Here is a 25,332-nt window from a genome sequence, read left to right as displayed (position 1 = left end):
CGAGAGAATTCCGGCGCGGCCGCCGCCGCGCCGGACGCACGCTATGCGATCAGCGCTTGGCGGGATCGATCGACAGCGGCACCTCGCCCGGATGGAACGGCTGGTTCACGTACTGCTTGTACTTGTCCAGGAAGCGCACCGGCTGCTTGAGCGCATCGCGGCGGAACGGGTCGCCCAGTTCCTGGCTGACCATCATTTCCAGCACGGTGGTCTTGCCTTCGGACTGCGCCTTGCATGCGGCCTGCAAGGCCGCGCCCACCTGATCGGCATGCTCCACCCGTATGCCTTCCGCGCCCATAGCCCGCGCCAGCTCCGAGAAGTTTGGATTCTTCAGGTTGCTGCCGACGAAGCGGCGGCCATAGAAGTCCACCTGGTTCTTCTTTTCCGCGCCCCATTGGCCGTTATGGAAGACCACGGCCGTCACCGGTATATTCTCGCGCACGCAGGTCAGCAATTCCTGGAAGCTCATGCACCAGGCCCCATCGCCGACATAGGCCACGGCGGGCCGGTCGGGCCGGCCCAGCTTGGCGCCGATCAGCGCCGGCAAGGCGTAGCCGCAATTGCCGAAGCTCATGGCGGCCAGCATGGAGTTCGGCTCGTCAAAGCGCAGATAACTGTTGGACACCGAGCAGATGTTGCCGATGTCGGTGGAGACCATCACGTGCTTGGGCATGGCGCGTTCCAGTTCGCGCAGCATGCGGCGGGGATGCATGCGGCCTGCGCCATGCTCGATGATGTCCAGGCTCCAGTCGTCGCGTTCATGCGACCAGCTGTCCAGTTCCTTTTCCCATTCGGCCTTCTGCGCCGCGATCTGTTCGGCGCGGCCACCCTTGGTGGCGGCGCAAGCGACCTCGCGTCCTTGCAACTTGGCGGTCAGCGCCGCCGCGGCCGGCTTGGCGTCGCCGCAGATGCCGACCGACACCGGACGCACCAGGCCCAGCATGCGGTGGTCGGCATCCACCTGGATGATGCGCGCGCCCTGCGGCCAGTAGTCCAGCCCGTGCTGCGGCAAGGTGCCGAACGGGCCCAGGCGCGTGCCCAGCGCCAACACCACGTCGGCCTGCGACAGCAGCTTCATGCCGGCCTTGGCGCCCTGGTAGCCCAAGGGGCCGCACCACAGCGGATGGCTGGCCGGGAACGCATCGTTATGCAGGTAGCTGGTGACCACGGGCGCGCCCAGCAGCTCGGCCAGGGCCACGCATTCCGCCTGGCCTTCCGAGAACAGCACCCCTCCGCCCGCCACGATGACGGGGAACTTGGCCTGCGCCAGCATTTGCGCCGCCGCCTCCAGGTCCTCTTCCGAACCCGGGCCGCGGCGGATGCGGCGCGGCTCCGGAATCGCCACGTCGATCTCGCCGTAGAAATAATCGCGCGGGATGTTCAGCTGCGTGGGGCCGCGTTCGGCCAGCGCATTGTCGAAGGCCTTGGCCGTGAATTCGGCCATGCGGTCGGGCCGGTTCACGTGGGCCTGGTATTTGGTGATGCGCGAGAAGATCGGCAGCTGTTCGGTTTCCTGGAAGCCGCCCAGCCCCATGCCCGCGGTGCCGGTCTCGGGCGTGATGGCCACGACCGGGCTATGCGCCCAGTACGCCGCGGCTACGCCGGTCACGAAATTGGTGATGCCGGGGCCGTTTTGCGCAATACAGACGCCGTGGCGGCCGGTGACGCGCGAATAACCGTCGGCCATGTGCGCGGCGCCCTGCTCGTGCACCGTCGGCACGAAGCGGATGCCGGCCGCCGGAAACAGGTCCAGCGCGTCCATGAAGGCCGAGCCGACGATGCCGAATACGTCCTTGACGCCCTGCGCGACCAGCGTTTCCACAAACGCTTCGCTGGGGGTCATGTGTTGCTTGCTGCTCATGGTCTCTCTCCTGGCAGGCCGGCGGTGTCGGATTGCATCTGGGCCGGCATGATCCGATACTGCAGCAGAAACCTGCCCGTTCCCAGCCCACGGCGTTTCATTTTCTGCAAAATCCGTGCGACGATGCGCGGCAAGCCGCCGAATCTTCAATTATTGAAAGATGAAAGACGAATCCTCCGCAGCGCTGCGCGCGCTGACCCTGTTGGAACAGGTTGCCCGCTCCGGGCAGCCGGTATCGCTGGCCGCGCTGACGGACGCCACCGGCCTGCCCAAGCCCTCCGTGCTGCGCATCCTGTCACGGCTGGTCGACGCCGGCATGTTGCTGCGCGAGCCCGCCGGCAAAAGTTACGTCAGCGGCCCGCGCCTGAGCGCGCTGGCGCGCGACACTCTGTTGAATTCGCCCTTGCGCGGCGAGCGCCACCGCATCCTGGACAGCCTGGTCGACGAAATCGGCGAAACCTGCAACTGCACCATGCTGGACGGTGACGAGGTCATCTACCTGGACCGCGTCGAAACCGCCTGGCCGCTGCGGGTGAACCTGCAATCGGGCTCGCGCGTGCCGCTGCATTGCTCGGCCAGTGGCAAGCTGTTCCTGGCGCACATGCGGCGCGAGGCGCGTCAGCGGCTGCTGGCTGCGGCGCCCTTGCCGCGCTACACGCCCAACACGCTGTGCGACGTCGCTGCGCTGGAGCAGGAACTGCGCACCATCAAGAAGGAAGGCGCGAGCTTCGACCGCGAGGAATTCCTGCTGGGTATCGTCTGCATGGCGGTGCCCATTCTGCATGGCACGCGCGCCATCGCCGCGGTCGCCCTGCACGCGCCGGTAGCCCGGCTGTCCATCGAAGGCGCGCGCGCCTGGCTGCCGCGCATGCAGGAGGCCGCCCGGGCGCTGGCCGGCACCTACGGGCCTGACGCCTAGCGGCCGGCGGCTCCCGCCCTCCCAGGGGCGCGTCCGGAACGCAATGTTCCGGCATTTGTTGCGAGGCCCATCGGCCACAGGCATTACACTCTTGGGCGTACGCGCGCATGCCGCCTTTTACGCTGCCGCCCCTTCCTTTTGCCGCCAGGCCGATGCCGGGCAGAAAGCGACTCTCTCTATCGTGACCGACACCTCCTTTACCTCCCTGCCCCTGCTGCCCGCCCTGCTCGACAATCTGAAGAGCCTGGGCTTCGAGCAGATGACACCCATCCAGGCCCAGAGCCTGCCGCTCATCCTGGAAGGCCGCGACCTCATTGCGCAGGCCAAGACCGGCAGCGGCAAGACCGCGGCCTTCGGCCTGGGCGTGCTGCAGAAGCTCGATCCCACCCGGCTGACGCCGCAGGCGCTGCTGGTCTGCCCCACGCGAGAACTGGCGGACCAGGTCGCGCAGGAACTGCGCCGGCTGGCGCGCCAGATCGCCAACGTCAAGATCCTGACCCTGTGCGGCGGCGCCGCCGCCCGCCCCCAGGCCGAATCGCTGGCGCGCGGCGCGCACCTGGTGGTGGGCACGCCCGGGCGCATCCAGGACCACCTGGAGCGCGGCAGCCTGGACCTGTCGGGCCTGAACACCCTGGTGCTGGACGAGGCCGACCGCATGGTCGACATGGGCTTTTATGACGATATCGTGGCCATCGCCTCGCATTGCCCCAGCAAGCGCCAGACGCTGCTGTTCTCGGCCACGTATCCCGACAACATCCGCAAGCTCAGCGCCCGTTTCCTGCGCAATCCCGCCGAGGTCAAGGTCGAGGCGCAGCATGACGCCAGCCGCATCGAGCAGATCTTCTACGAAATCGACGAAAAGGACCGGCTCGATGCGGTGACGCGCCTGCTGGCGCACTTCCGCCCTGAATCCACGCTGGCCTTCTGTAACACCAAGATCCGCAGCCACGACCTGGTGGAACGGCTGCAGGCCGAGGGCATCAGCGCCCAGGCCCTGAACGGCGACCTGGAACAGCGCGAACGCGACGAAATCCTGATCCAGTTCGCCAACCGCAGCTGCGCCGTGCTGGTGGCCACCGACGTGGCCGCGCGCGGCCTGGACATCCAGAACCTGAGCGCCGTGATCAACGTCGACGTGACCAAGGACACCGAGGTCCACGTGCACCGCATCGGCCGCAGCGGCCGCGGCGACCAGAAGGGCCTGGCGCTGAGCCTGTGCTCGCCCGAGGAAATGCGCTGGGCCAACCTGATCGAGCAGTATCAGGGCGCACCGCTGGTATGGGGCGACATCAAGGCCTTGCGGCCCAAGGCGGATCGTCCCTTGCGCGCGCCCATGATCACCTTGTGCATCCAGGGCGGCAAGAAGGACAAGCTGCGCCCGGGCGACCTGCTGGGCGCGCTGACCGGCGACGGCGGCCTGACGTTCGAGCAGGTCGGCAAGATCAACATCACCGAATTCAACTCCTACGTGGCGCTGGACCGGCAGATCGCCAAGCAGGCGTTCTCGCGCCTGTCCAACAGCAATATCAAGGGCCGGCGCTTCCGCATGCGCTATCTGGAAGAGTTCTGAGCGTCTGCGGGTGACAAAAACTTGATGATTTTGCTCGGGTTTTGCAATAATGGCGCGGCCTGCCCCGGCCGCCGCCCTACTCGCGATAGCCGGAGCGCGGAACCAAAGGCTCGCAACCTGTTCCAACGGCCGCAGTCCCCTTTCAACCAATAGATGAGAAACTCACCATGATCAAATCCGACGATACCGGCAAGCTGATCCTGCGCCTGACCCTCGGCATTCTGATTCTGCTGCATGGCCTGTTCAAACTGACCGGCGGCGGCGTCGGCGGCATCAGCGGCATGCTGTCCTCGCATGGCCTGCCGGGCTTCCTCGCCTATGGCGCGTACGTCGGCGAAATCCTGGCGCCCGTCCTGCTCATCGTCGGCATCTACACCCGCCTGGGCGGCTTGCTGATCGCGATCAACATGGTCGTCGCCATCCTGCTGGCCCACTCCGGCCAGATCAGCAGCATGACCAACAATGGCGGCTGGGCGCTGGAACTGCAAGGCATGTTCCTGTTCACCGGCCTGGCCATCGCCTTCATGGGCGCGGGCCGCTTCAGCCTGGCCGGCAATGGCGGCCGCTGGAACTAACAGCCGTAACACGGCGCTACGCGCTGACAGGGGGTCGCCGAGGCGGCCCCTTTTTTATGCGCGGACATTGATACGAACGAAATCGACAGTCACGCAGGCGCAAACATCCGTCACCGGAAAGCTGTTTCGGAACGATTACAGTCCAGAACCGTAAGGACTGGCCTGTGGCCTAATCCTGACGAGCGCAACAAAGGCGTGAGCCACGCCTGGCGCTCGGCAGGAGTCGCAAAATGAAGAAGAGTCTGTTGCTTATGCTTGCCATGACCAGCGCCTTGACCGGTTGCGTGGTCGTGCCCGCCAGGCCGGCGTATTACCGCCCGGCGCCGGTGTACTACACGCCGCATTATTACTACCCGGCGTACCCAGCCCCCCATTACTACTATCGTGGCTATTGATCCGCGCGCCCGTTGCGCCAAGGAAAAACCATGAATACCTGTTCCCGGATCCTGCGCCCGCGCCCTTTGGCCGCGGCTGTCCTGATCGCCGCCTGTGCCAGCGCGGCGGCGCAGACCTATGAGCCGCCGCCGGCGCCCGCCGCGCCCGTCTATGACGACGGCGATCCTGCCAACGCCAACCTGGCGCTGGTGGACCGCAGCCCCCAGCCGCCGCCGCCCCTGCCCGTCTATGTCCAGCCGCCGGCGCCCGCCGACGGCTATATGTGGGTGCCGGGCTACTGGAGCCTGAACCGCTACGGGTTTTTCTGGGTGCCCGGCGCATGGGTGCTCGCGCCCTATGCCGGCGCGCTCTGGACCCCCGGCTATTGGGGCTTCAGCAATGGCATCTACCTGTGGACCCCCGGCTATTGGGGCCCCCACGTGGGCTTCTATGGCGGGATCAACTACGGCTTCGGCTACAACGGCCTGGGCTATGTAGGCGGCTACTGGAAGCGCGACCGCTTCTACTACAACCGTTCCGTCACGAACGTGAACGTCACGCGCGTGACCAATGTCTATAACCACACCGTGGTCGTGAACAACGTGGACAACCGCCGCGTCAGCTACCACGGCGGCCCGTCGGGCATCCGGCGCGACGCGGACCCGCGCGAACTTGCCGCGCGCAAGGAACGCCATTCTCCGCAGACGGATATACAGCGCGGCTATGCGCGCGACGCGGGTAACAACCGGGCCCAGTTCTATGACCACAACAAGGGCCGGCCGCCCCAGGCCTACGTCGACCATCAATCCAATGGCCGGCCGCCCGAAGGCCAGCGTCCAGGCAATGGACGGGATGGACGCGACCGCGGCCCGGACAACGACGGGCGCGATAACCGCGGCGGTGCCGACCGGAACAACGCGGACCGCGGCGACATGCAGCGCGGACGCGATATGTCTGCCGGGCAGACAGGCCGCCCTCAGCAAGCGCAGGGGCAACAGGCGCGCGAGCAACAGCAACGCGATCAGCAAGCCCAGCAACAGGCGCGCGAGCAACAGCAACGCGATCAGCAAGCCCAGCAACAGGCGCGTCAGCAACAGCAACGTGACCAGCAGGCTCAGCAGCAGGCGCGTCAGCAACAGCAACGCGACCAGCAGGCCCAGCAGCAGGAGCGCCAGCAACAGCAACGCGACCAACAGGCGCAGCAGCAAGCGCGTCAGCAGCAACAGCGTGACCAGCAGGCGCAGCAGCAAGCTCGTCAGCAGCAACAGCGCGACCAGCAGGCCCAGCAACAGGCGCGTCAGCAACAACAGCGCGATCAGCAGGCTCAGCAGCAGGCGCGTCAGCAACAGCAGCGCGACCAGCAGGCTCAGCAGCAAGCGCGTCAGCAGCAACAGCGCGACCAGCAAGCCCAGCAGCAAGCTCGTCAGCAACAGCAGCGCGATCAACCGCGCGGAGACGGCAATGCCAACGGGAATGGCCGCGGCGGCTCCGGACGCGATTAGGATGGGCGACGCCGCGCCGCTTGCTGGACCCCCGCTTCCCGCGCGGCTACAGTAGACCAGTTGCCGCGCGGCCCCTGAGACTCCTGGAGATTCCGATGAAGCGCATTGCCCCCTGGTTACTCCTCTGCGGCCTGCTGGCCGGCCCGTCGGCCCAGGCCGCGCTGGACGTGGGCGCCCCCGCCCCGGATTTCAGCACCCAGGCCTCGCTGGGCGGCAAGGTCTACACGTTCTCGCTCGGCGAGGCCCTCAAGAAAGGGCCGGTGGTGCTGTACTTCTTCCCCGCCGCGTTCACCCAGGGCTGCACGATAGAGGCGCACAACTTCGCCGAAGCCACCGACGAGTACAAGTCCCTGGGCGCCACCGTCATCGGCGTGTCGACCGACAATATCGACACCTTGAACAAGTTCTCGGTCAGCGAATGCCGCGGCAAGTTCGCGGTGGCGGCCGACGGCGATGGCAAGATCATGAAGGCCTACGACGCGGTTCACGACAAGCGCCCCGAGTACGCGCAGCGCATCTCTTACGTGATCTCGCCGCAGGGCAAGATCCTGTATGAATACACCGACATGAACCCCGATTCCCACGTGGCCAATACCATGCGCGCCTTGCGCGACTGGAAGGCCAAGCAGTAGGCATTGCCGTCCAGGTTCGGCGCCATCCAGGACGGACGCGCCGCAAGCGCCGACCGCATGGAGCTGAGGTGTTCATGGCTGCGGCGGCGGCACCAGGGCCGTACCCGAACTGAACGTGACGCGTATGGTCTTGCCCGCATCCGCCGCAATGGCCCTCGCCGTAAGCACGGCGGTACCTGGAGAGACTGGCGCGCGCAGTTCCATCGTGGCAACGCCATAGTCGTCGGTGCTGCTGGTAGCCGAGAGCAGCGCCCCGAGGTTGGTCCGCCAGTTGACCGTGACGCCCGCGACCTCCAGATTGCCGTTGGCATCCTTGACGGTCGCCTTGAGGATCAGCTTCTCCTGGCCGTCGGCCCGAGCGGAGGTCTTGCTGCTGGCCAGGGAGGCGACGCGGGCGGTGATGGGATCCGCGGTCAAGGCCACGCGGAAGGTCCGGCCCGAATCGTCTGCACCCGTCTTGGCCGTCACCGTGGCGTACCCCGCAAGCTTTCCCGCCGTCAGCACGACAGTGGCCTCGCCCTGGGCGTTGGTTCTAGTGGATGACGCTTCCAGCGTGCCGAGATCGGTGCTCCAGTTGACCACATGACCTGCGCCTCCTGAGCGGCCGTTACCGTCCAGCACCACCGCCGTGAAGACCACGGTGTCGCGAGCATTGGCTACGATGCTGGTCTTGCTGGCCGAGGCGCTGCCAACGCGGGTGCTGGGCGTAGCGGGCGCAAAGGTCACGCTGGCTACCCTGCCCGCGTCCCGCCCCGAGGCCGCGGCGGTGACATTTACGTTGCCGGCAGCCTTCGGCGCGGTCAGTACCATCGTGGCCTTGCCGCTGGCGTCGGGCCTGCTGACAGCATCGGCCAGCGTGCCGCCGGACGCGGTCCAGTTGACAACCATGTCGCCACCCATTGCATAGCCGTTGCTGTTCCACCCAATCATCGGATTACCGTATGCGTCCTGTACCGTGGCGGTAAAGCTCACCGTATCGGCGCCGTCGGCAACGCCGTTGGTCTTGCTTTGGGTGAGCGCGACCACGCGGGCGCTGGTGGGGTCGGCCTCGAAGAAGACGAGCGAGGTCCTGCCCGGATCCGCCGTTCCTACCCGGGCCCTCGTCAAAACCCGAGCGGCGACCGTCGACACCAGCTTGACCTGGGCCTCGCCCTGGGCGTCGGTGACGCTCGTAGCACTATCCAGGCTGCCTATGCTGGCGGCCCAGTCGACGGTGGCCCCCGCCACGCGATTGCCCCTGGCGTCCTTCACATAGGCCCAGAGGAAGACAGTGTCTGTACCGTTGGCCCGTACCGTCGTCCTACCGCTACTAATTGCCAAACTCACCACGCGCGCGCTGTAGGCATCGGCCACAAAGGCTATCGTGGCGGTCTGGCCCGCGTCGCCGCCCGCGGCCCGGGCGTTGACGCTCGCAGTGCCCACAGCGGTCGGCGCGGTCAATACAACCGAGGCTTGGCTATGGGCGTCGGTCTTGCTGACCGTCGCAGCCAGCTTGCCCAGGCTGGCCCCCCAGTTGACCGCGACGCCCGCCCCCACCGGATTGCCTTTGGCGTCCGCAACCGTGGCCGTGAAGGTCACGGTATCCATGCCATCGGCCAAGCCGCTCGTCTTGCTCGCCGCGACTGTCGCCACGCGGGCGGTCGACGCGTCGGCCATGAAGGTGACGGACACAACCTGCCCCGCATCGCCGCCCGCGGCCTTGGCGGTAACCGTCGCGACGCCCGTGGAAGTCGGCGCAATCAGAACGGCCGTGGTTTCGCTCTTGCTATCGGTCGTGGTGGCCGTCTGGAGCTGGCCCAGACTTGTACTCCAGTTGACGGTCACACCTGCGCCGACCCGATTGCCTTGCCTGTCGACGACGACGGCCCGGAGGGTCACGGTGTCGGCGCCGTTGGCCACCGCGTCGGTCTTGCCCGCGGCCAGCTCGATGACGTGGGCGCTGGAGGCGTCAGCGATGAAATCGATGGCGGCGGTCTTGCCCGGATCTCCGCCGGCGCTCTTCGCCTGGCGGGCCGGCGCGCACTTGGCGGTGACAGTCGCCGCGCCGGTCGCGGTAGGCGCGGTCAGGACGACAGTGGCCTGACTGCTGGCATTGGTGATACTGGAAGCGCCTATCGTGCCCCGATCGGCGCTCCAATTGACCACGATGCCCGCCCCCACCGGATTGCCGCGGCCATCATCGATCGTGGCCGTGAGCGTGACGGTGTCGGTGCCATTGGCCAGGCCGGTGATCTTGCTTGGGCTGAGTGCGGCCACGCGGGCCCTCAGTTCGTCCGCCGCGAACACGGCCGAGGCGGTCTTGCCGGCATCGCCAGCCGCCGCCCGGGCAGTGACGGTCGCCGTGCCGGGAACGATAGGCGCGATCAGCAAGGCCGAAGCCTGGCCGCTGGCATTGGTGACGCTGGTAACGGCGAGCGTCCCCAGGCTGGCGCTCCAGTTGACGGTGACGCCCGCCCCCACCGGATTGCCGCGGCCATCTTCGACCATGGCGGAGAAAACCACGGCATCCGCGCCATTGGCCGTGCCTCTGGCCTGGCTGGGCGTGAGCTGGACAACGCGCGCGGTCGCGGTGTCCGCGACGAAGGCAACCGCGGCGGTCTTGCCCGGGTCGCGGCTTGCGGCCCGGGCGGTGATCGTCGCCGCGCCAGCCGCGGTCGGCGCGGTCAGCACGACTGTGGCCTGGCTGCTCGCGTCGGTGTTGCTGGAAGCGGCGCCCAACATGCCCAGGCTGGCGCTCCAGTTGACGGCGATGCCCGCCCCTACCGGATTGCCGCGGCCATCCGCCACGGTGGCGGTAAAGGTCACCGTGTCCAGACCGTCGGCCAAGGCGGTAGTCTTGCTTGGCGCGAGCCGCAGCACCTGGGCCTCGGATGCATCGAGCAGGAAGGCAACGGACCCCGTCTTTCCCGGATCCTGGGAGCCGGCCTTGGCGGTGATGGCCGCAACGCCTGCAACGGTGGCGGACAGCAGTTCCGCCACGGCGATGCCGTTCGCGTCGGTATTGCTGCTGTTGCTGGAAAGCCGCCCGCCGGTGGCAGTCCAGCTCACCGCCACGCCCGCGCCTACCGCATTGCCCTTGCCGTCCTTGACCGTCGCCTTCAGTACCGTCTTGTCCCTGCCGTTTGCAAGAATGGACGCGGGCTCCGCAACGAGCTGCGCCACGCTGGCCGCGCTCGGCGCTTCAAGGAACTCCGCCTCGCTCCTGCCCTTGAACCCGTGCTCTTCCATCGCCTCGACCCCGATCATGCCCGCGGCAGTGCTGCTGACCAGGGCATACGCCATGCCATCGGCGTCGGTGCGGTCCGAGGACTCCTGGATCGTGCCTGGTCCCTGCACAGCCCATGTGACGATGCGCCCCGCCATGGGTTCGGCCTGAATGCCGCGAACCTGGGCCGTGAACCTGACGCTGTCGACGCCGTCCGCCATGGCGGCGGCCTTCGAGCGGGCCACGCTGACGCTGAGCGGATTGACGCTGACATTCATGATGTTGGAACGGATCCTGCGGCCATGCGCATCGGTGGCGGACGCCATCAGCTGATAGCTGTTGACGCCTCCGCTGCGGTAGTCCGGCAGCGTCAGCGATGCGGATGCGCCGCCGCTGTACGGCATCGCAAACGGCGCCGCGGAACCGGACCATTCGATCCTGGGCGCGGCATCCGCGCCCGCCAGCGTTACCGGGAAACTGACGACCGTCTGCGGATACCCGGAAGCGGCCGCCGGCAACTGTATCGTCATGGGATCGTTCTTCTTGTATTCCAGGACGATTTCGTTGTTGCGTTCCACCAGATCCATGCGCATGCCGGCAAGCTTGCGGCTGCGCGCGACTTCGCCCGGCTGCAACTGCCTGGCCAATGGCACGCCGAGCGCGTACTTCAGGCCCAGCTTGAAGCTGGTGTCGGACTGCCCGCCCTGCCCCATGCGATGGTCCAGGCCCAGCGTGACCAGCGACGCCGGCGTATAGGAAACGCCCAGGGTCCAGGCGCTGGGGTTGCGTTGCCGGTTGCTGGCGCCGAACAGCCCGACCTCTTCGCCGTAGTACTTCTCGAACATCAGCTTGCCGCCCAGCTGCGGATACTGCGGCAGATAACCTTCGGTCCGGATATCCCAGCCGCTGGCCGGACGTTCCTGATAGTCCCGCGCGTCGGGCGAACGCTTCCAGTCGCTCAGCCGGAAGTAGCCGTTCATGCTGAGCTTCAGATAGTCCGCCCACCATTCGCCGCCCAGACCGAGCCGCCGGTGGCCGCGCGACACGTCCTGGTCCAGGAAGGCGTTGCCGCCGACCATGTAGCCGTCGCCGAAATGGCGGTAGCCCAGCCCGAGGTTGACCGTGGTCCGGTAGGACTCTTGCAGCAGGTTGGTCCGCCGCGCGCCGAACTGGGAAAAAATCAGACCCGTCCCAGAATCGTGGAGCGGGAACAGCATGTCGAGGCCTCCGCCGTGGAAGTTGCCCAAGAGGTCCAGCCTGGCGGCGCCGAACTGGCCCAGCCAGTTTTCCGCAGCCTGCTTGGCTACGCCGATGGCCTTGCCGCTGGCCGTCGACCTGGCGTCCGCGCTTGCCATTTGATTGGGATTGGCGGGCAAGGGGCGCCCTTCCAGATCGGGCGCGGGCTCCATGCCTGCGGGAATCGGCGCGTTCGCTGCGGCCGCGCCTGGATCCTTCGCCCGATCTCCGTCCTGAACTGCAACGCTGGCGGATGCGGCGCGGCCTTCGGCGCCGGGGAACGGCTGGCGTTGTTCGCCGGCCAGCGGCGCGGTGCACCCCTGGAACAGCAGCAAACCGGAAAGCGCCGTGCAGAGCGCCTTTCTGACTTGGCGCGCAGCCGCTCTGCACCAAGCGTGTGCCTTGGATGGCTTCAGCATCGTCATGACCTTGTCTGATAGGAATCCCGCGGGCGGGCAATGCGCCAACCAGGCAGAGCCGCCAAACTACTGAAGTGCGGCATTGGCGGATTCGTTCTGAGTCATATGCAGGACGAGGTCCTGCCAGCGCTCAAAGCAATCACGCCCCGGGATTCTTGTTACTTAATAATGACAAAATATGACGACATGCTATTTATATAACTGTTGATATCAATATGTAATTTCTTTATTCCATAACAGAAAACCCGATGACTGCGCGCATGGCAGCATCGGGCGGACTCGTGTTGCAGAGTGATGGGGACGGCTCAGCCAAGGCTGAGCACGGGGAGCGCAGGCTGAGCCGGCCTTCCTAGTTGAACGGCCAGACCGGCGGATGCGTGCCGGGCGGGCTGGACGGACGCGTCCAACGGGCCGGCGTATCGGAGAACTGCGCGGCGTGGCGCAGCGCCACCAGCTCGCCAAAGCCAGAGGGCTCGGTTTCCAGCAGGCCCTCGAAACCTGGCATCGGACAGGCCAAGCCGCCCTCGACGCGGCCCAGGCCGCGCAGCCAATGCGCGGTCTGCGCCAGCGACACGCGCACATGCCAGCTGCCGCCTTCGGTCGCTTGGCGCGCCAGCGCGGCTTGCGCGCCGAACGCCATCAGGTAGCCCGAGGCATGATCCAGGATCTGCATGGGCATGGGCTTGGGCGCGTCCTGGCCCGCGGCCTGCGCCTCCGCGTGGTTGAAGCCCGTGGCGGTCTGCACCAGGGAATCGAAGCCGCGGCGGCCAGCCCATGGACCCTTGTCGCCATAGGCGGTCAAGGACACGTAGACAATGCCCGGACGCAGGCGCGCCGCGTCCTGCGGGCCGAAGCCCAGCGCGGCCAGGCCGCCAGGGCGGTAGCCCTGCACGAACACGTGCGCGCTGCGCAACAGGTTGCCCAGCGCGATGCGGCCGTCGGCCGTATCCAGATCGGCCAGCACCGACAACTTGCCGCGGCTGGTGTCGATGATGTTGTCGATGTTGGGCAGATGCGGGGAGTTGAGCAGCATCACGTCGGCGCCGTACGCCGCCAGCGCCCGTCCGCAGACCGGTCCGGCGATGATGCGGGTCAGGTCCAGCACGCGGATATCCTTGAGCGGCCGGGCGCCGTTGCCGTACTTGGGCCAGGGCCGCGGATCGGCTTCGCCGATGCGCTCGATGGTCAGCAGAGGCTGGGCGGCCACCGCCAGGGCTTGGGGATGGCGGTCCCATTCGTCGAAGCTGCGCATGGCGGCCACGGGCAGCCCCGCGTCGGCGGCCACCTGTTCGAAGTCCAAGGCCTTCCAGCGGCTCAAGGCGCGCTCGACCATGGCGCGGGTGGTGTCTTCGCCAGCCGGACAGCCCAGCAGCGCCAGCGCGCCATCGCGATGATGGGCGAAATTGGCGTGGATGCGGACCCAGCCCCCGTCTCCGCAGCGATACAGCCCGGTGATGGGGTCCCAGGGATTGGGCGTGATGCCGTTGATCGTGTAGTGGCTGCGGCATTCCTGCGCCGCGTGCAGCATGTCGACGGCGACCTGCTGCCTGGCGCCGCCGCGCAAATTCCAGATTTCCGCCGCGGCCAGCGCGGCCGCGGCCAGGCTGGTCTGCGCCGCGGCGCCGACGGCGAAGGACGATGGGACTACCGGATCGGCGCCAGTCAACACCACGTGCTGCAGCGATTCGTCGGGCAGATCCACCGAGCGCCAGAGCTTTTGCAAGACGTCGCGGGACGCGTTGCCTGCGGGTGTGCGGCCCCTCAGAAAAGACGGGCGTAGGTCCATCAGATTTCCCATAGCGTTCATCTTGCTCTAGTCGTTTATTTGAATTACATGGCGGGGTCCAGGCCGCGTCAATATCCGTGGCGCGCCAGCGTGTTTCATGGTTTGACCGCAAAGCGCCGCGATCCGGCCGCGCCGAGCGCTTTCCCCCGCGAGGCCGGCGGCGCCGGCCTGGGCAGGCCAGGACACATCTACTCGTAGTTTTTACATCGTCTTCCAAGACCGGTCTGCCGGCGCGTCCGCGCGGCGGGCGCAATATAGAATGCCAGCCTCGCCGCCCCCTGCCCTGGACCGCCCATGAACACGCTGCTTTGGCTGCGCACCGACCTGCGCGCGCATGACAACCCTGCCCTGGCCGCCGCCGCCGAAGCCGGCACGGTCACCGCCCTGTTCCTGGCCGCGCCCGGCCAATGGCGGCTGCATGGCGACGCGCCGGCCAAGGTCGATTTCTGGCTGCGCAATCTGCGCGAACTTTCGCGCGAGCTTGGCCGCCTGGGCATTCCGCTGCGGCTGCTGACGGTGCATGACTGGAGCCAGGCGCCGGACGCGCTGGCCGCTTTCTGCCGCGACCACGCCATCGGCCAGGTTCACGTCAACGCCGAATGGGCCGTCAACGAACGCCGCCGCGATGCCGCGGTCGCCGCCCGCCTGCGGACCCTGGACGTGGACTGGACGCTGCATCATGGCGCTTCGCTGCTGCGGCCCGGCACGGTGCTGACCGGCAAGGGCGAGTGCTACCGCGTCTACACCCCTTACGCGCGCGCCTGCCGCGAACGGCTGCGCACGGCGCCGCTTCGCGCCCTGCCGGCCCCGCGCGCGCAGACCCCGCCGCCCTGGCCGGCGGATCCGCTGCCCGCGGCCTTCGAAGGGTTCGACGCGCCCGCCGAGCCCGTACGCGCGCTCTGGCCTGCCGGCGAGCACGCGGCCAGCGAACGGCTCGACGCCTTTGCCGACGGCGTCATTGACGCTTACCAGGAAGAACGCGATTTTCCCTCGCTGCCCGCCACCAGCTGCCTGTCGCCCTATCTGGCGGCAGGCGTGCTGTCGCCGGGCCAGGCCTTGCGCGCCGCGCTGACCGCCAACCATGGCGAGGTGGAAGGCGGCAAGCGCGGCGCCGCCACCTGGATCAACGAATTGCTGTGGCGCGAGTTCTACCAGCATCTATTGGCCGCCCACCCCGTGCTGTCCATGCACCAGCCCATGAAGCCGGAAACTGCCGCGGTGCCGTGGCGCGACGCGCCGGAGGACCTGTATGCCTGGCAGCAGGGCCAGACCGGCATTCCCATCGTCGACGCGGCCATGCGGCAGTTGCTGGCGCTGGGCTGGATGCACAATCGCCTGCGCATGGTGACGGCCATGTTCCTGTCCAAGAACCTGCTGATCGACTGGCGGCTGGGCGAAGCCTGGTTCATGGCGCAGCTGGTGGACGGCGATCTCGCCGCCAACAACGGCGGCTGGCAATGGAGCGCCTCCACGGGCGCGGACGCCGTACCCTACTTCCGCATCTTCAATCCGCTGTCGCAGTCGCGCAAGTTCGATCCGGACGGCGTGTTCCTGCGCGAATGGCTGCCGGAACTGGCGCATCTGGACAGCCGCGCCATCCATGATCCCAGCCCCATGGAGCGCGCCGCCGCTGGCTATCCGCTGCCCATTGTCGACCTGGCCCAGAGCCGGCTGCGCGCGCTGGAGGCGTTCAGCGGGCTGCCGCCGGCCTGAGCGCTGGCCGCGGGCGGGAACGACGTCGGCCGCGCTTGACCTAGGTCAACGCCGCTTCCGTCCGCGTCCCGGATGATCGGTCTGCGACATCCCGCCAACGCCGATCGCAGGACGACACAGCCATGCGCGACCATCCGCAGGTCCACGACCAGGAATACACGCTGCACGACGAGCAGTGCCTCATCACCCGCACCGACGCGCGCGGCCGCATCATCTACGCCAATCCCGCCTTCCTGGAGGTCAGCGGCTACACGCAAGCGGACCTGATGGGCAAGGGCCATGACACCATGCGCCATCCCGACATGCCGCTGGCCGCCTACGACGACCTGTGGCGCACGATACAGCGCGGCCAGTCCTGGACGGGCGTGATCAAGAACCGGCGCAAACACGGCGGCCACTATTGGTCGCTGGCCAGCATCACCCCGGTGGTGGAGCGCGGCGTCACCGTCTGCTATGCCTGCGTGCGCGTAAAGCCGACGCGCGCCCAGATCGAGACGGCAGACAGCGCCTACCGGCGCCTGCGCACCGGCATTACCGGCGGCTTGCGATTGCGCGCGGGACGGATCGTGCCGGGAGGCCTGCTGGCGCGTCTGCGCGACTGGCGGGCGTCGGGCATACGCGCGCGCATGCTGGCCTGGGCGGGACTTTCGTCCGCGCTGTTCCTGGCCGCTGGCGGCATCGCGCTGCACGGCATGGCGGCCAATCTGAATATCGAACAACTGGCCTTGGCTGCTGCGGTACTGGCGGCCGGCGTCTGCCTGATCTTCGCTTCGGGCTGGGCCTACGCCCGCACGCTTTCCGGCTTGCTGAACACGGCCACCGACTTCACTCGGCAGATCGCCGCCGGCAATCTGGGCACGCCGCTGGCGCCAGGCAATCCGGACGATGAAACCGGCGCGCTCAGGTTTTCGCTGGAGGCCACGCGCAGGAACCTGGTCGGACTGGCCCGCGACGTGCACACCGGCATCGCGGACGCGCCTGGAACGGTTGCGCAGCGGGTCGAAACAGAGGATCTGCGCCACGCCATCGAGGTATTGCGGATCGCGCGCGCCCAGCCGCGGCCTGCGCACCCGGCCGCCTAGGCCTGTTGCCCGGCATGGCCCCGCGCCGCGTCCGCGCGTCAACCGCCGGCCGCGGCCTCCTTGTCCAGCCGCTTGATGAACACCTGCAACTCCTTCACCACCTGCTGATCGCCGCGCGCCTGCGCGGCCTGCAAGCCTGACTCCCAGGCGGCGCGCGCGCCGGCCTTGTCGCCCTGTCCCAGGCAAGCCTTGCCCAGCCATTTCCAGGCCACCGAATAGGCGGGATCGAACGCCAGCGCCGCGCGCAGATGGGTCTCGGCCTCGCGGAAGCAGTCTTGCTCCGCATAGGCCTTACCCAGCGAAAAGCGCAACAGCATGTTGTCCGTGCCCTTGGCCAGCATCGCCTCCAGGCGTTGGGTCATTCCTTCCATGGTCGGCCTCCTGCGGGCGCTCGTGCATTGCTGCGATGCGCACATGATAGGACGGCCGCGCCGCGATCCGCGCAAAGGCCCCGCGCCGCGCGCGGAGATGGGCGGGATGGCGCGGACATCCGCGCAGGTGTCCACGCAGAAACCCATTTCGGCGCGTTTCAATGCCGGGCCGGGGTGAATTCATTGGGGACTATCCTGTCTTACCTCAAGTTGCCTTCCGCAAGGTATCCGCCCCATGAAGCTCTTGTGCCTGCGCCTGCTGCGCGCCACGCCCCTGCTGCTGCTGCCGCTGGCGGCGACCGCGCTGGCTCAAGCGGAACCCGACAAGCGGACGGGCGAAGCCGCCCTGCTCAACCGCGTGACCTGGGGCGCAACGCCTGCCGAGCTGGCCCGCATCCAGAAGATGGGACCCGAACGCTACCTGCAGGCGCAGCTGCGCCCCGCCGCCGAAGGCAAGCTGCCGCCGGCGGTGCAGGAGCGCATCGACGCGCTCTCGATCTCGCAGCGCTCCGACGAGGACGCGCGCGCGACCCAGCTGGACATGCGCGCCGCGGCCAAAAAACTGCCGCCGGACGAACAGCAGAAAGCCATGCGCGAAGCCCGCCAGTTTTCGCTGCAGCGGGCCGCGGAGGTCAACCAGCGCGCCGTGTGGCGCGCGTTGTATTCGGACAGGCAGTTGCAGGACCAGATGACCTGGTTCTGGATGAACCACTTCAATATCGACCTGCAGAAAGGCGACGTGGGCATCTTTCTTTCGCAATACGAAGACCAAGCCATCCGCCCGCATGCGCTGGGCAAGTTCGGCGACCTGCTGAAGGCCACCATGCGCGCGCCTGCCATGCTGATCTATCTGGACAATGCGCAGAATGTCGCCGGCAAGATCAACGAGAACTACGCGCGCGAGCTGATGGAACTGCATACGCTGGGCGTGGGCGGCGGATACACGCAGGCCGACGTGCAGGAACTGGCCCGCATCCTGACCGGCATGGGCGTCGCCGCCAAGCCCGAACCGCCCAAGGTCCGGCCGCAATGGCGTGCGCAGGTCGTGCAGGAAGGACTGTTTCTCTTCAACCCCGCGCGCCACGACCAGGGCGACAAGACGTTCCTGGGCCATCGCATCGCCGCGGCCGGGATTCGGGAAGTGGACGAGGCGGCCGATCTGCTGGCCCGCAGCCCGGCCACCGCCAGGCATGTCAGCGGCAAGCTCGCCGCCTACTTCGTGGGCGACAATCCGCCCGCGACGCTGGTCGGCAAGATGAGCAAGACCTTCCTCGCCGCCGACGGCGACATCGCCGCCACCCTGCGCACGCTGTTCGCGTCGCCGGAGTTCGCGGCCTCGCTCAAGACCGGCGTGTTCAAGGATCCCGTGCACTACGTCTATTCGTCGCTGCGGCTGGCCTATGGCGACATGCCGCCGATCCTGAATCCCCAGCCGGGCCTGGGTATGCTGAAGCAGCTCGGCCAGCCGCTGAACCAGCGCCTGACGCCTGACGGCTATCCGATGGGCAAGGCGGACTGGTCCGGGTCCGGGCAGATGGCCGTGCGCTTCGAGGTCGCCGGCGCGGTGGTTGGCGCGGCCAAGGCCCTGTATCAGGAGGACGGCGCCGCGCCGGCCAATCCGCCGCGCCTGCCGAACCTGCTGAAGGCAAACGAGGGCAACGGCCTGTTCGCCGGACTGTCGCCCGCCACGCGCGAGGCCATCGCGCAAGCAGGATCGTCCCGGGACGCCAACCTCTATCTGTTGGCCTCGCCTGAATTCATGCGCCGCTGAAGCGCCCGCAGGACAAGAACAAGGGAACGGATCATGGACCGCCGCCGCCTGTTGCAACTGATGGCCTCCGCACCGCTGGCGCTGGGAAGCAGCCGCTTGTACGCCGCCCCCGCCGCTTCCGGCAACCGCCTGCTGCTTGTCTTCATGCGCGGCGCCTACGACGCCGCCAGCCTGCTGGTGCCGGCCACGAGCGACTTCTATTACGAATCCCGGCCCAACATCGCCATTGCCCGCCCGGGCGGCGGCCCCGGCGCCGCCCTGCCCCTGAGCGACGGCTGGGCCCTGCACCCGGCACTGGCCGAAAGCCTGCTGCCCTACTACGAAAGGCGCCAACTCGCGTTCCTGCCGTTCGCCGGCACCGACGACACCAGCCGCAGCCATTTCGAAACCCAGAACAGCATCGAACTGGGGCAAGGCGCGAGCAAGGGCGGCAACTACCGTTCGGGCTTCCTGAACCGGCTCGCGGCGACGCTGAACACGGGCCGGCCCCGACCCGCCGCATTCACCAGCGAGGTGCCGCAGATCTTCCGCGGCGACGAACCCGTGCCCAACGTCGACCTGATCGGCGCCGCGCGCAAGTCGCGGCTGACGGCGGACGACAACCGCATCATCGAGTCCATGTACCGGAACACCGATCTGCATGCCTCGGTCGCCGAGGGACAGCGCGTCATGGACGCGGCGCGCGAGGAGATCGACGCGGAAATGCAGGCCGCCAGCGGCAACGCGGTGTCGGCCGACAGGCTGGAACAGGAGGCGCGCCGCATCGCGCGCTTCATGACCGACCGCTACAACCTGGGTTTCGTCGACGTCGGCGGCTGGGACACCCACGTCGGCCAGGGCGCCGCCAGCGGCCTGTTGTCGAACCGCCTGGGCCAGTTGGGCCGGGCGCTGGCCGCCTATGCCGACGCCATGGGCCCGGCCTGGAAGCAGACCACGGTCGTGGTCATCAGCGAATTCGGCCGCACTTTCCGCGAGAACGGCAACAAGGGCACCGATCACGGCCACGGCACGGTCTACTGGATCATGGGCGGCAATGTGCGCGGCGGACGCATCGCGGGCCGCCAGGTGGAGGTCAAGCGCGAGACCCTGTTCCAGGACCGCGACTATCCCGTGCTGAATGAGTACCGCGCCGTGTTCGCCGGCCTGTTCTCGCGGCTGTACGGGTTGGACCGCGCGCGGCTGGCGCAGGTGTTTCCGGGCGTCGCGCCCGTGGACCTGAAGCTGGTCTAGCCTGCGCTAGAATTCCGTCCTTGCCCAGTCATTGCCGCCGCGGCCCTCCCTTTCGTCCCGGCCCTTCTCCCATGCCCCTGCACCTCATCGCGCTGGCCGCCGCCGCTTTCGGCATCGGCACCAGCGAGTTCGTCATCATGGGCCTCCTGCCCAACGTCGCCCAGGACCTTCAAGTCAGCATCGACATCGCCGGCCTGCTGATCACCGGCTACGCCATGGGCGTGGTGATCGGCGCGCCCATCATGGCCATCATTACCGCCAGGCTGCCGCGCAAGGCCACGCTGATCGGCCTGGCCAGCACCTTCGTGGTGGGCAATCTGCTGTGCGCGCTGGCGCCGAATTACGGCTTGCTGATGGCCGCGCGCGTGTTCACCGCGTTCTGCCATGGCGCCTTCTTCGGCCTGGGCGCGGTGGTGGCCGCGGACCTGGTGGCGCGCAACCAGCGCGCCAGCGCCATCGCGCTGATGTTCACCGGCCTGACGCTGGCCAATGTGCTGGGCGTACCGCTGGGCACGGCGCTGGGTCAGGTGGCCGGCTGGCGCTCGACGTTCTGGGTGGTCAGCGGCATCGGTTTGCTGGCCGTGGCCGCGCTGGCTGCGTGGCTGCCGGCGCGCATCCCCATGCAGCCCGGCAACATCCTGCGCGAATTCAAGGTGCTGCGCGACGCGCGCGTGGTCTGGCCGCTGGCCGCCAGCGTGCTTGCCTCCGCAGCGCTGTTCTGCGTGCTGACCTACATCGCGCCGCTCTTGCGCGAAGTGACCGGCGTGTCCGAACGCGGCGTCACCGGCGTGCTGCTGCTCTTCGGCGTGGCGCTGACGGTGGGCAGCACCCTGGGCGGCAAACTGGGCGACCGCAACCTGGAAGTGTCGTTGCGCCGCATCTTCATTGGCCTGCTGCTGGTGTTCCTTGCGCTCAGCCAGGCCATCCACGCGCTGGCCCCCATGCTGGTCATGACCTTCATCTGGGGCGTGCTGGGCTTTGCCGTCGTGCCGTTGCTGCAGACGCTGATCGTGGACCAGGCGGCCGACGCGCCCAACCTGGCGTCGACCCTCAATCAAGGCGCATTCAACCTGGGCAATGCGGGCGGCGCCTGGCTGGGCAGCGTGGCGCTGGGCCACGGCCTGCCGCTGACGGACCTGCCCTGGATGTCGGCCGGCATCACCGCCGCCGTCCTGCTGCTGACCTTGTGGGGTACGCGCTACTACGGCCGCGACGCCGGGGCTACACTCGCTGGACAACAAGCCGGCGCGCTGACGCCCTCGCGTTCGGACGCCTAAGGAGCCCGCATGAGCACCCTCTACGATTTTTCCGCCCGCGCCATCGACGGCACGGAACAGTCCCTGGACACCTACCGCGGCCGCGTGCTGCTGGTGGTGAACGTGGCCTCCAAATGCGGCTTCACGCCGCAGTACGCCGGCCTGGAAGAACTCTACCGCTCGTTCCACGACGACGGCTTCGCGGTGCTGGGCTTTCCTTGCGACCAGTTCGGCCACCAGGAACCCGGCGACGAAGCCGAAATCCGCAATTTCTGCAGCACGCAGTACGACATCACCTTCCCGCTCTACGCCAAGATCAACGTCAACGGCGAGGACGCCCATCCGCTGTACCGCTGGCTCAAGGGCGAGAAGCCCGGCGTCTTCGGCACTGAGGGCATCAAGTGGAACTTCACCAAGTTCCTGGTGGGCCGCGACGGCCAGGTCATCAAGCGCTACGCGCCCACCGACACGCCGGCCGGCATCAAGGACGACATCGAAAAGGCGCTGTCCGCGCCGGTCTGAGCCGCGCGTCAGCGCAGCGGCGGCAACCGGCGGCGCACCGTGTGCGACTTGACGATGGCGGTGTTGGTTTCGGCGTATTCGGTCACGCGCTCCAGGATGCCGTCCAGATGCGAGATCGAGCGCAGCACCACGCGGGCGATGAAGCAATCGTCGCCCGTTACCTTGTCGCATTCCACGAATTCCGGGATTTCCTGGATCAGGCCTTCCACGTGGCGTAGCTGCCCGGGCAAGGGGCGGATGCGGACGATGGCCTCCAGCGCGTAGCCCAGCGCCACCGGGTCCACGTCCAGGGTATAGGCGCGGATCACGCCCGACTCTTCCAGCCGCCGCAAGCGGTCCGCGACGCTGGGCGCGGACATCCCGACCTGGCGCGCCAGGTCGGCCGTGGTGGTGCGCGCATTGGCCGTCAGCGTCTCCACCAGGCGGCGGTCGATGCCGTCCAGGACCGGGCTTTCACTTTTTAGGTCGTTTTGCATAAATTCCACCTAAACAAAGGTTTCGGAATCGATTCACCACATCAACATCATATAACCAGCTTGATCCGCCTGGGATAATTTCTCCATCGAACATCGCGGCCGCACGGCCCTGGAGAACCCTCATGAATCCCTCATCAGAACGCGTGGGCCTGGCCCAGATGGCCGCGGCGATGACCCTGTCCGGCACCCTGGGCGTGTTTGTGCTGGAGTCGGGGCAAAGCGCCTGGAACGTGGTTTTCTTCCGCTGCGTGTTCGGCGCCCTCTCCCTGTTCCTGTATTGCTGGGCGCGCGGCCTGCTCAAGCCGGGCCTGTTCACCGCCCGCACGCTGGCGCTGGCCCTGGCCGCGGGCGCCGCGCTGGTGCTGAACTGGGTGCTGCTGTTTTCCGCCTACCGGCTGGCGTCCATTTCGCTGGCCACCGCGGTCTACAACGTGCAGCCCTTCTTCCTGATCGGCCTGGGCGTGCTGTTCCTGGGCGAACGGCCCACGCGCGGCAAGCTGGCCTGGTCCGTGCTGGCCTTCGCCGGCCTGATGCTGGTGCTGCGCCTGTCCGACGCGGGCGGCGCGGACGGCCGGGCCTACCTGTCGGGGCTGATGCTGGGGCTGGGCGCGGCGGCGCTCTATGGCGTCACCGCCATCATCGTCAAGCGGCTCAAGCACATTCCGCCGCAGGTGCTGGCGCTGGTGCAGGTGACGCTGGGCGCGGTGATGCTGCTGCCCATGGCGGACTTCAACGCCCTGCCCGCCGCGCCCCTGCAATGGAGCTATCTGGTGGCGCTGGGGCTGATCCACACCTGCCTGATGTACATCCTGATGTACTCGGCCATCCAGAAGCTGCCGACCACGTCCACCGCCGCGTTGAGCTTCATCTATCCCGCCGTCGCCATCCTGCTGGACTTCGTGGTCTACGGACACCGCATGGACGCCACGCAGATCGCGGGCGTGGCCATGATCTTCCTGGCGGCGGCGGGCGTGAGCCTGAACTGGAGCTGGCGCCTGCCGGGGCGGCCGCGCGCGGGCACGGCCTGAATGCGGGCCGCGGCATGGGCAAGCCCCGGGCCGCCACCGGGGCAAACCCGTACCCGCCCCCCGGTTATTGGGGCCGGCGCCAACCCGGCCCCGCTATCATGGCTTTTCCCTGCGCCGGCCGCCGCCGGCGCAACGCACAGGACATCCCATGATCGATCTCTACTACTGGACCACCCCCAACGGCCACAAGATCACGCTGTTCCTCGAAGAAACCGGCCTGCCCTACAAGATCCATCCGGTGAACATCGGCCGCGGCGATCAGTTCAAGCCCGAGTTCCTGGCGATCGCGCCGAACAACCGCATTCCGGCGATCGTCGACCAGGCCCCGGCCGGCGGCGGCGCGCCGATCTCGCTGTTCGAGTCGGGCGCCATCCTGCTGTACCTGGCCGAGAAGACCGGCCGCTTCCTGCCCGCCGACCTGCGCGGCCGCGCCGAAGTGTCACAATGGCTCTTCTGGCAGATGGGCGGCCTGGGTCCCATGGCCGGCCAGAACCACCACTTTTCCGGCTACGCGCAAGAGCGCATTCCTTACGCCATCGACCGCTACGTCAAGGAAACCAACCGTCTCTACGGCGTATTGAACAAGCGCCTGGCGGACCGCGAATTCGTCGCCGGCGACTATTCCATCGCCGACATGGCGGCCTACCCCTGGATCGTGCCGCACGCCAAGCAGGGCCAGGACCTGAACGAGTTCCCGCACCTCAAGCGCTGGTTCGACGCCATTGCGGCCCGCCCCGCCACGCAGCGCGCCTATGCCCTGGCCGACACCATCAATACGGCGCCCTCCGTCAGCGACGAGGAATCGCGCCGCATCCTGTTCGGCCAGACCGCCCAGAACACCGCCCGCTGAAGGAGCCGCCATGCCCGACCCGCAACTGGTTTTCCGCCGCGCGCGCCTGGGGGATCTGCCGGGCATCGTCGCCCTGCTGGCCGATGACGAGCTCGGCGCCACGCGCGAGAATCCCGCGCTGCCGCTGGACCCGCGCTATGCTGCCGCCTTTGCCGCAATCGGCCAGGATTCCAATCAATTCCTGGCCGTGGTCGAGCAGGACTCGCAACTGGTCGGCTGTTTGCAGTTATCGTTCATACCCGGCCTGTCGCGGCTGGGCCAGTGGCGCGGGCAGATCGAGAGCGTGCGCATCGCCTCGTCCTCGCGCGGCGCCGGCCTCGGACGCAGGATGTTCGAGTGGGCGATCGAGCAATGCCGCACCCAGGGCTGCAGCCTGGTGCAGCTGACCACCGACCGCGCCCGCCCCGATGCGCGCAGGTTCTATGAGAGCCTGGGCTTCAAGGCCAGCCACGACGGCATGAAGCTCAGCCTGTAGTTTTTCAGTACTGATTTGGAAGGAACGCCCATGCATGGCGAATACAAAGTCCCCGGCGGCAAACTGGTCGTCGCGGATCTGGAAGTGCGCGACGGCCGCCTGGCCGACGTGCGCATCAGCGGCGACTTTTTTCTTGAACCGCCCGAGGCCCTGGACGCCATCAACAGCGGCCTGAACGGCCTGCCGGCCGATGCCGGCGAACTGGAACTGGCGCTGGCCGTGCAATCGGCGCTGCCCGCCGATGCCGAAATGTTCGGCTTCTCGGCCGAGGCCGTCGCCGTGGTGCTGCGGAGGGCGCTGGCATGACGCGCACCGACTGGAACGACTACGACTGGCAACTGATCCATGAAGGGCCGCAAGACCCGGTGCTGCACATGGCGCTGGACGCCGTCATCACCGACGAGGTCGGCGCCGGCCTGCGCCCGCCCACCCTGCGCATCTGGGAATGGGCGGCGCCGGCGGTCGTGATCGGCCGCTT

Annotated in this window: 21 protein-coding genes and 1 pseudogene; 17 read left to right on the top strand and 5 right to left on the bottom strand. The window is 67.6% G+C overall.

The window, feature by feature from the left end:
• Positions 1–49: 49 nt before the first annotated feature.
• The gene (gene xsc / locus N5C88_RS18935; RefSeq protein ID WP_280015984.1) at positions 50–1,861 is read right to left on the bottom strand and encodes a sulfoacetaldehyde acetyltransferase; all 1,812 of its coding nucleotides are present in this window, start codon (positions 1,859–1,861) and stop codon (positions 50–52) included.
• Between the two features lie 160 nt (positions 1,862–2,021).
• Here xsc and N5C88_RS18930 point away from each other — a divergent pair, with 160 nt between their 5' ends.
• The 6 genes from N5C88_RS18930 to N5C88_RS18905 all read left to right on the top strand — a co-directional run bounded on the left by N5C88_RS18930 (position 2,022) and on the right by N5C88_RS18905 (position 7,434).
• Positions 2,022–2,780, top strand: coding sequence for an IclR family transcriptional regulator (locus tag N5C88_RS18930; RefSeq protein ID WP_059379597.1), 759 nt, complete (start codon positions 2,022–2,024; stop codon positions 2,778–2,780).
• A gap of 181 nt (positions 2,781–2,961) precedes the next feature.
• A complete protein-coding gene (dbpA, locus tag N5C88_RS18925) occupies positions 2,962–4,350 on the top strand; it encodes an ATP-dependent RNA helicase DbpA (RefSeq protein ID WP_118934392.1) in 1,389 nt (462 codons plus the stop codon).
• Between the two features lie 167 nt (positions 4,351–4,517).
• Positions 4,518–4,925, top strand: coding sequence for a DoxX family protein (locus N5C88_RS18920; protein ID WP_054456781.1), 408 nt, complete (start codon positions 4,518–4,520; stop codon positions 4,923–4,925).
• Between the two features lie 230 nt (positions 4,926–5,155).
• A complete protein-coding gene (locus tag N5C88_RS18915; RefSeq protein ID WP_165867956.1) occupies positions 5,156–5,320 on the top strand; it encodes a hypothetical protein in 165 nt (54 codons plus the stop codon).
• A gap of 30 nt (positions 5,321–5,350) precedes the next feature.
• On the top strand, positions 5,351–6,802 hold the full coding sequence (locus N5C88_RS18910; RefSeq protein ID WP_280015983.1) for an adenylate cyclase: 1,452 nt from the start codon (positions 5,351–5,353) through the stop codon (positions 6,800–6,802).
• Positions 6,803–6,897: 95 nt separating this feature from the next.
• Positions 6,898–7,434 (top strand): peroxiredoxin, encoded by a 537-nt coding sequence (locus N5C88_RS18905; protein ID WP_059379595.1) that lies wholly within the window; start codon positions 6,898–6,900, stop codon positions 7,432–7,434.
• A gap of 72 nt (positions 7,435–7,506) precedes the next feature.
• Here the strand turns inward: N5C88_RS18905 and N5C88_RS18900 are convergent, their stop codons facing one another.
• Together N5C88_RS18900 and N5C88_RS18895 are read right to left on the bottom strand one after the other, a co-directional pair.
• The gene (locus tag N5C88_RS18900) at positions 7,507–12,210 is read right to left on the bottom strand and encodes an Ig-like domain-containing protein (RefSeq protein ID WP_280015981.1); all 4,704 of its coding nucleotides are present in this window, start codon (positions 12,208–12,210) and stop codon (positions 7,507–7,509) included.
• A gap of 433 nt (positions 12,211–12,643) precedes the next feature.
• Complete coding sequence (locus N5C88_RS18895; protein WP_280016033.1) at positions 12,644–14,092, bottom strand: CoA transferase; 1,449 nt, start codon at positions 14,090–14,092, stop codon at positions 12,644–12,646.
• 282 nt (positions 14,093–14,374) lie between these two features.
• Between N5C88_RS18895 and phrB the strand changes: the two genes are divergently transcribed.
• Both phrB and N5C88_RS18885 read left to right on the top strand, forming a co-directional pair.
• Positions 14,375–15,793: a deoxyribodipyrimidine photo-lyase gene (gene phrB, locus N5C88_RS18890; protein ID WP_280015980.1), complete on the top strand. Its 1,419-nt coding sequence runs from the start codon at positions 14,375–14,377 to the stop codon at positions 15,791–15,793.
• A 122-nt stretch (positions 15,794–15,915) separates the two neighbouring features.
• The gene (locus N5C88_RS18885; protein ID WP_118934196.1) at positions 15,916–16,875 is read left to right on the top strand and encodes a PAS domain-containing protein; all 960 of its coding nucleotides are present in this window, start codon (positions 15,916–15,918) and stop codon (positions 16,873–16,875) included.
• Positions 16,876–16,913: 38 nt separating this feature from the next.
• Here the strand turns inward: N5C88_RS18885 and N5C88_RS18880 are convergent, their stop codons facing one another.
• A complete protein-coding gene (locus N5C88_RS18880) occupies positions 16,914–17,246 on the bottom strand; it encodes a hypothetical protein (RefSeq protein WP_118934194.1) in 333 nt (110 codons plus the stop codon).
• A gap of 235 nt (positions 17,247–17,481) precedes the next feature.
• On the opposite strand from N5C88_RS18880, the gene N5C88_RS18875 reads away from it, so the two are divergent.
• The 4 genes from N5C88_RS18875 to N5C88_RS18860 all read left to right on the top strand — a co-directional run bounded on the left by N5C88_RS18875 (position 17,482) and on the right by N5C88_RS18860 (position 22,025).
• On the top strand, positions 17,482–19,017 hold the full coding sequence (locus N5C88_RS18875) for a DUF1800 domain-containing protein (protein WP_280015979.1): 1,536 nt from the start codon (positions 17,482–17,484) through the stop codon (positions 19,015–19,017).
• A gap of 33 nt (positions 19,018–19,050) precedes the next feature.
• Complete coding sequence (locus tag N5C88_RS18870) at positions 19,051–20,247, top strand: DUF1501 domain-containing protein (protein WP_280015978.1); 1,197 nt, start codon at positions 19,051–19,053, stop codon at positions 20,245–20,247.
• Positions 20,248–20,318: 71 nt separating this feature from the next.
• On the top strand, positions 20,319–21,524 hold the full coding sequence (locus N5C88_RS18865; RefSeq protein ID WP_059380298.1) for an MFS transporter: 1,206 nt from the start codon (positions 20,319–20,321) through the stop codon (positions 21,522–21,524).
• Positions 21,525–21,533: 9 nt separating this feature from the next.
• Positions 21,534–22,025 (top strand): glutathione peroxidase, encoded by a 492-nt coding sequence (locus N5C88_RS18860; RefSeq protein ID WP_059380299.1) that lies wholly within the window; start codon positions 21,534–21,536, stop codon positions 22,023–22,025.
• 8 nt (positions 22,026–22,033) lie between these two features.
• Here the strand turns inward: N5C88_RS18860 and N5C88_RS18855 are convergent, their stop codons facing one another.
• Positions 22,034–22,501, bottom strand: coding sequence for an Lrp/AsnC family transcriptional regulator (locus tag N5C88_RS18855; protein ID WP_059380300.1), 468 nt, complete (start codon positions 22,499–22,501; stop codon positions 22,034–22,036).
• Positions 22,502–22,623: 122 nt separating this feature from the next.
• Here N5C88_RS18855 and N5C88_RS18850 point away from each other — a divergent pair, with 122 nt between their 5' ends.
• The 5 genes and pseudogenes from N5C88_RS18850 to N5C88_RS18830 form a co-directional block, all read left to right on the top strand.
• Positions 22,624–23,529 carry a DMT family transporter gene (locus N5C88_RS18850; RefSeq protein ID WP_059380301.1) on the top strand — a complete coding sequence of 302 codons (906 nt, stop codon included), beginning with the start codon at positions 22,624–22,626 and terminating at the stop codon, positions 23,527–23,529.
• A gap of 148 nt (positions 23,530–23,677) precedes the next feature.
• Positions 23,678–24,379 (top strand): glutathione binding-like protein, encoded by a 702-nt coding sequence (locus tag N5C88_RS18845; RefSeq protein WP_059380302.1) that lies wholly within the window; start codon positions 23,678–23,680, stop codon positions 24,377–24,379.
• A 10-nt stretch (positions 24,380–24,389) separates the two neighbouring features.
• Entirely contained in the window at positions 24,390–24,854 is a 465-nt protein-coding gene (locus N5C88_RS18840) for a GNAT family N-acetyltransferase (protein WP_059380303.1), read from the top strand.
• Between the two features lie 30 nt (positions 24,855–24,884).
• Entirely contained in the window at positions 24,885–25,160 is a 276-nt protein-coding gene (locus N5C88_RS18835) for a lipoate protein ligase C-terminal domain-containing protein (RefSeq protein ID WP_013393496.1), read from the top strand.
• Positions 25,157–25,332, top strand: a pseudogene (locus N5C88_RS18830) (lipoate--protein ligase family protein); the annotation flags it as partial. The gene N5C88_RS18835 and the pseudogene N5C88_RS18830, both read left to right, overlap by 4 nt.

The sequence above is a fragment of the Achromobacter sp. GD03932 genome, assembly GCF_029839485.1.
Taxonomy (GTDB): Bacteria; Pseudomonadota; Gammaproteobacteria; order Burkholderiales; family Burkholderiaceae_B; genus Achromobacter; species Achromobacter bronchisepticus_A.
Note: the sequence above shows the minus strand (reverse complement) of the source record. Positions and strands in the feature narration are given on the sequence as shown.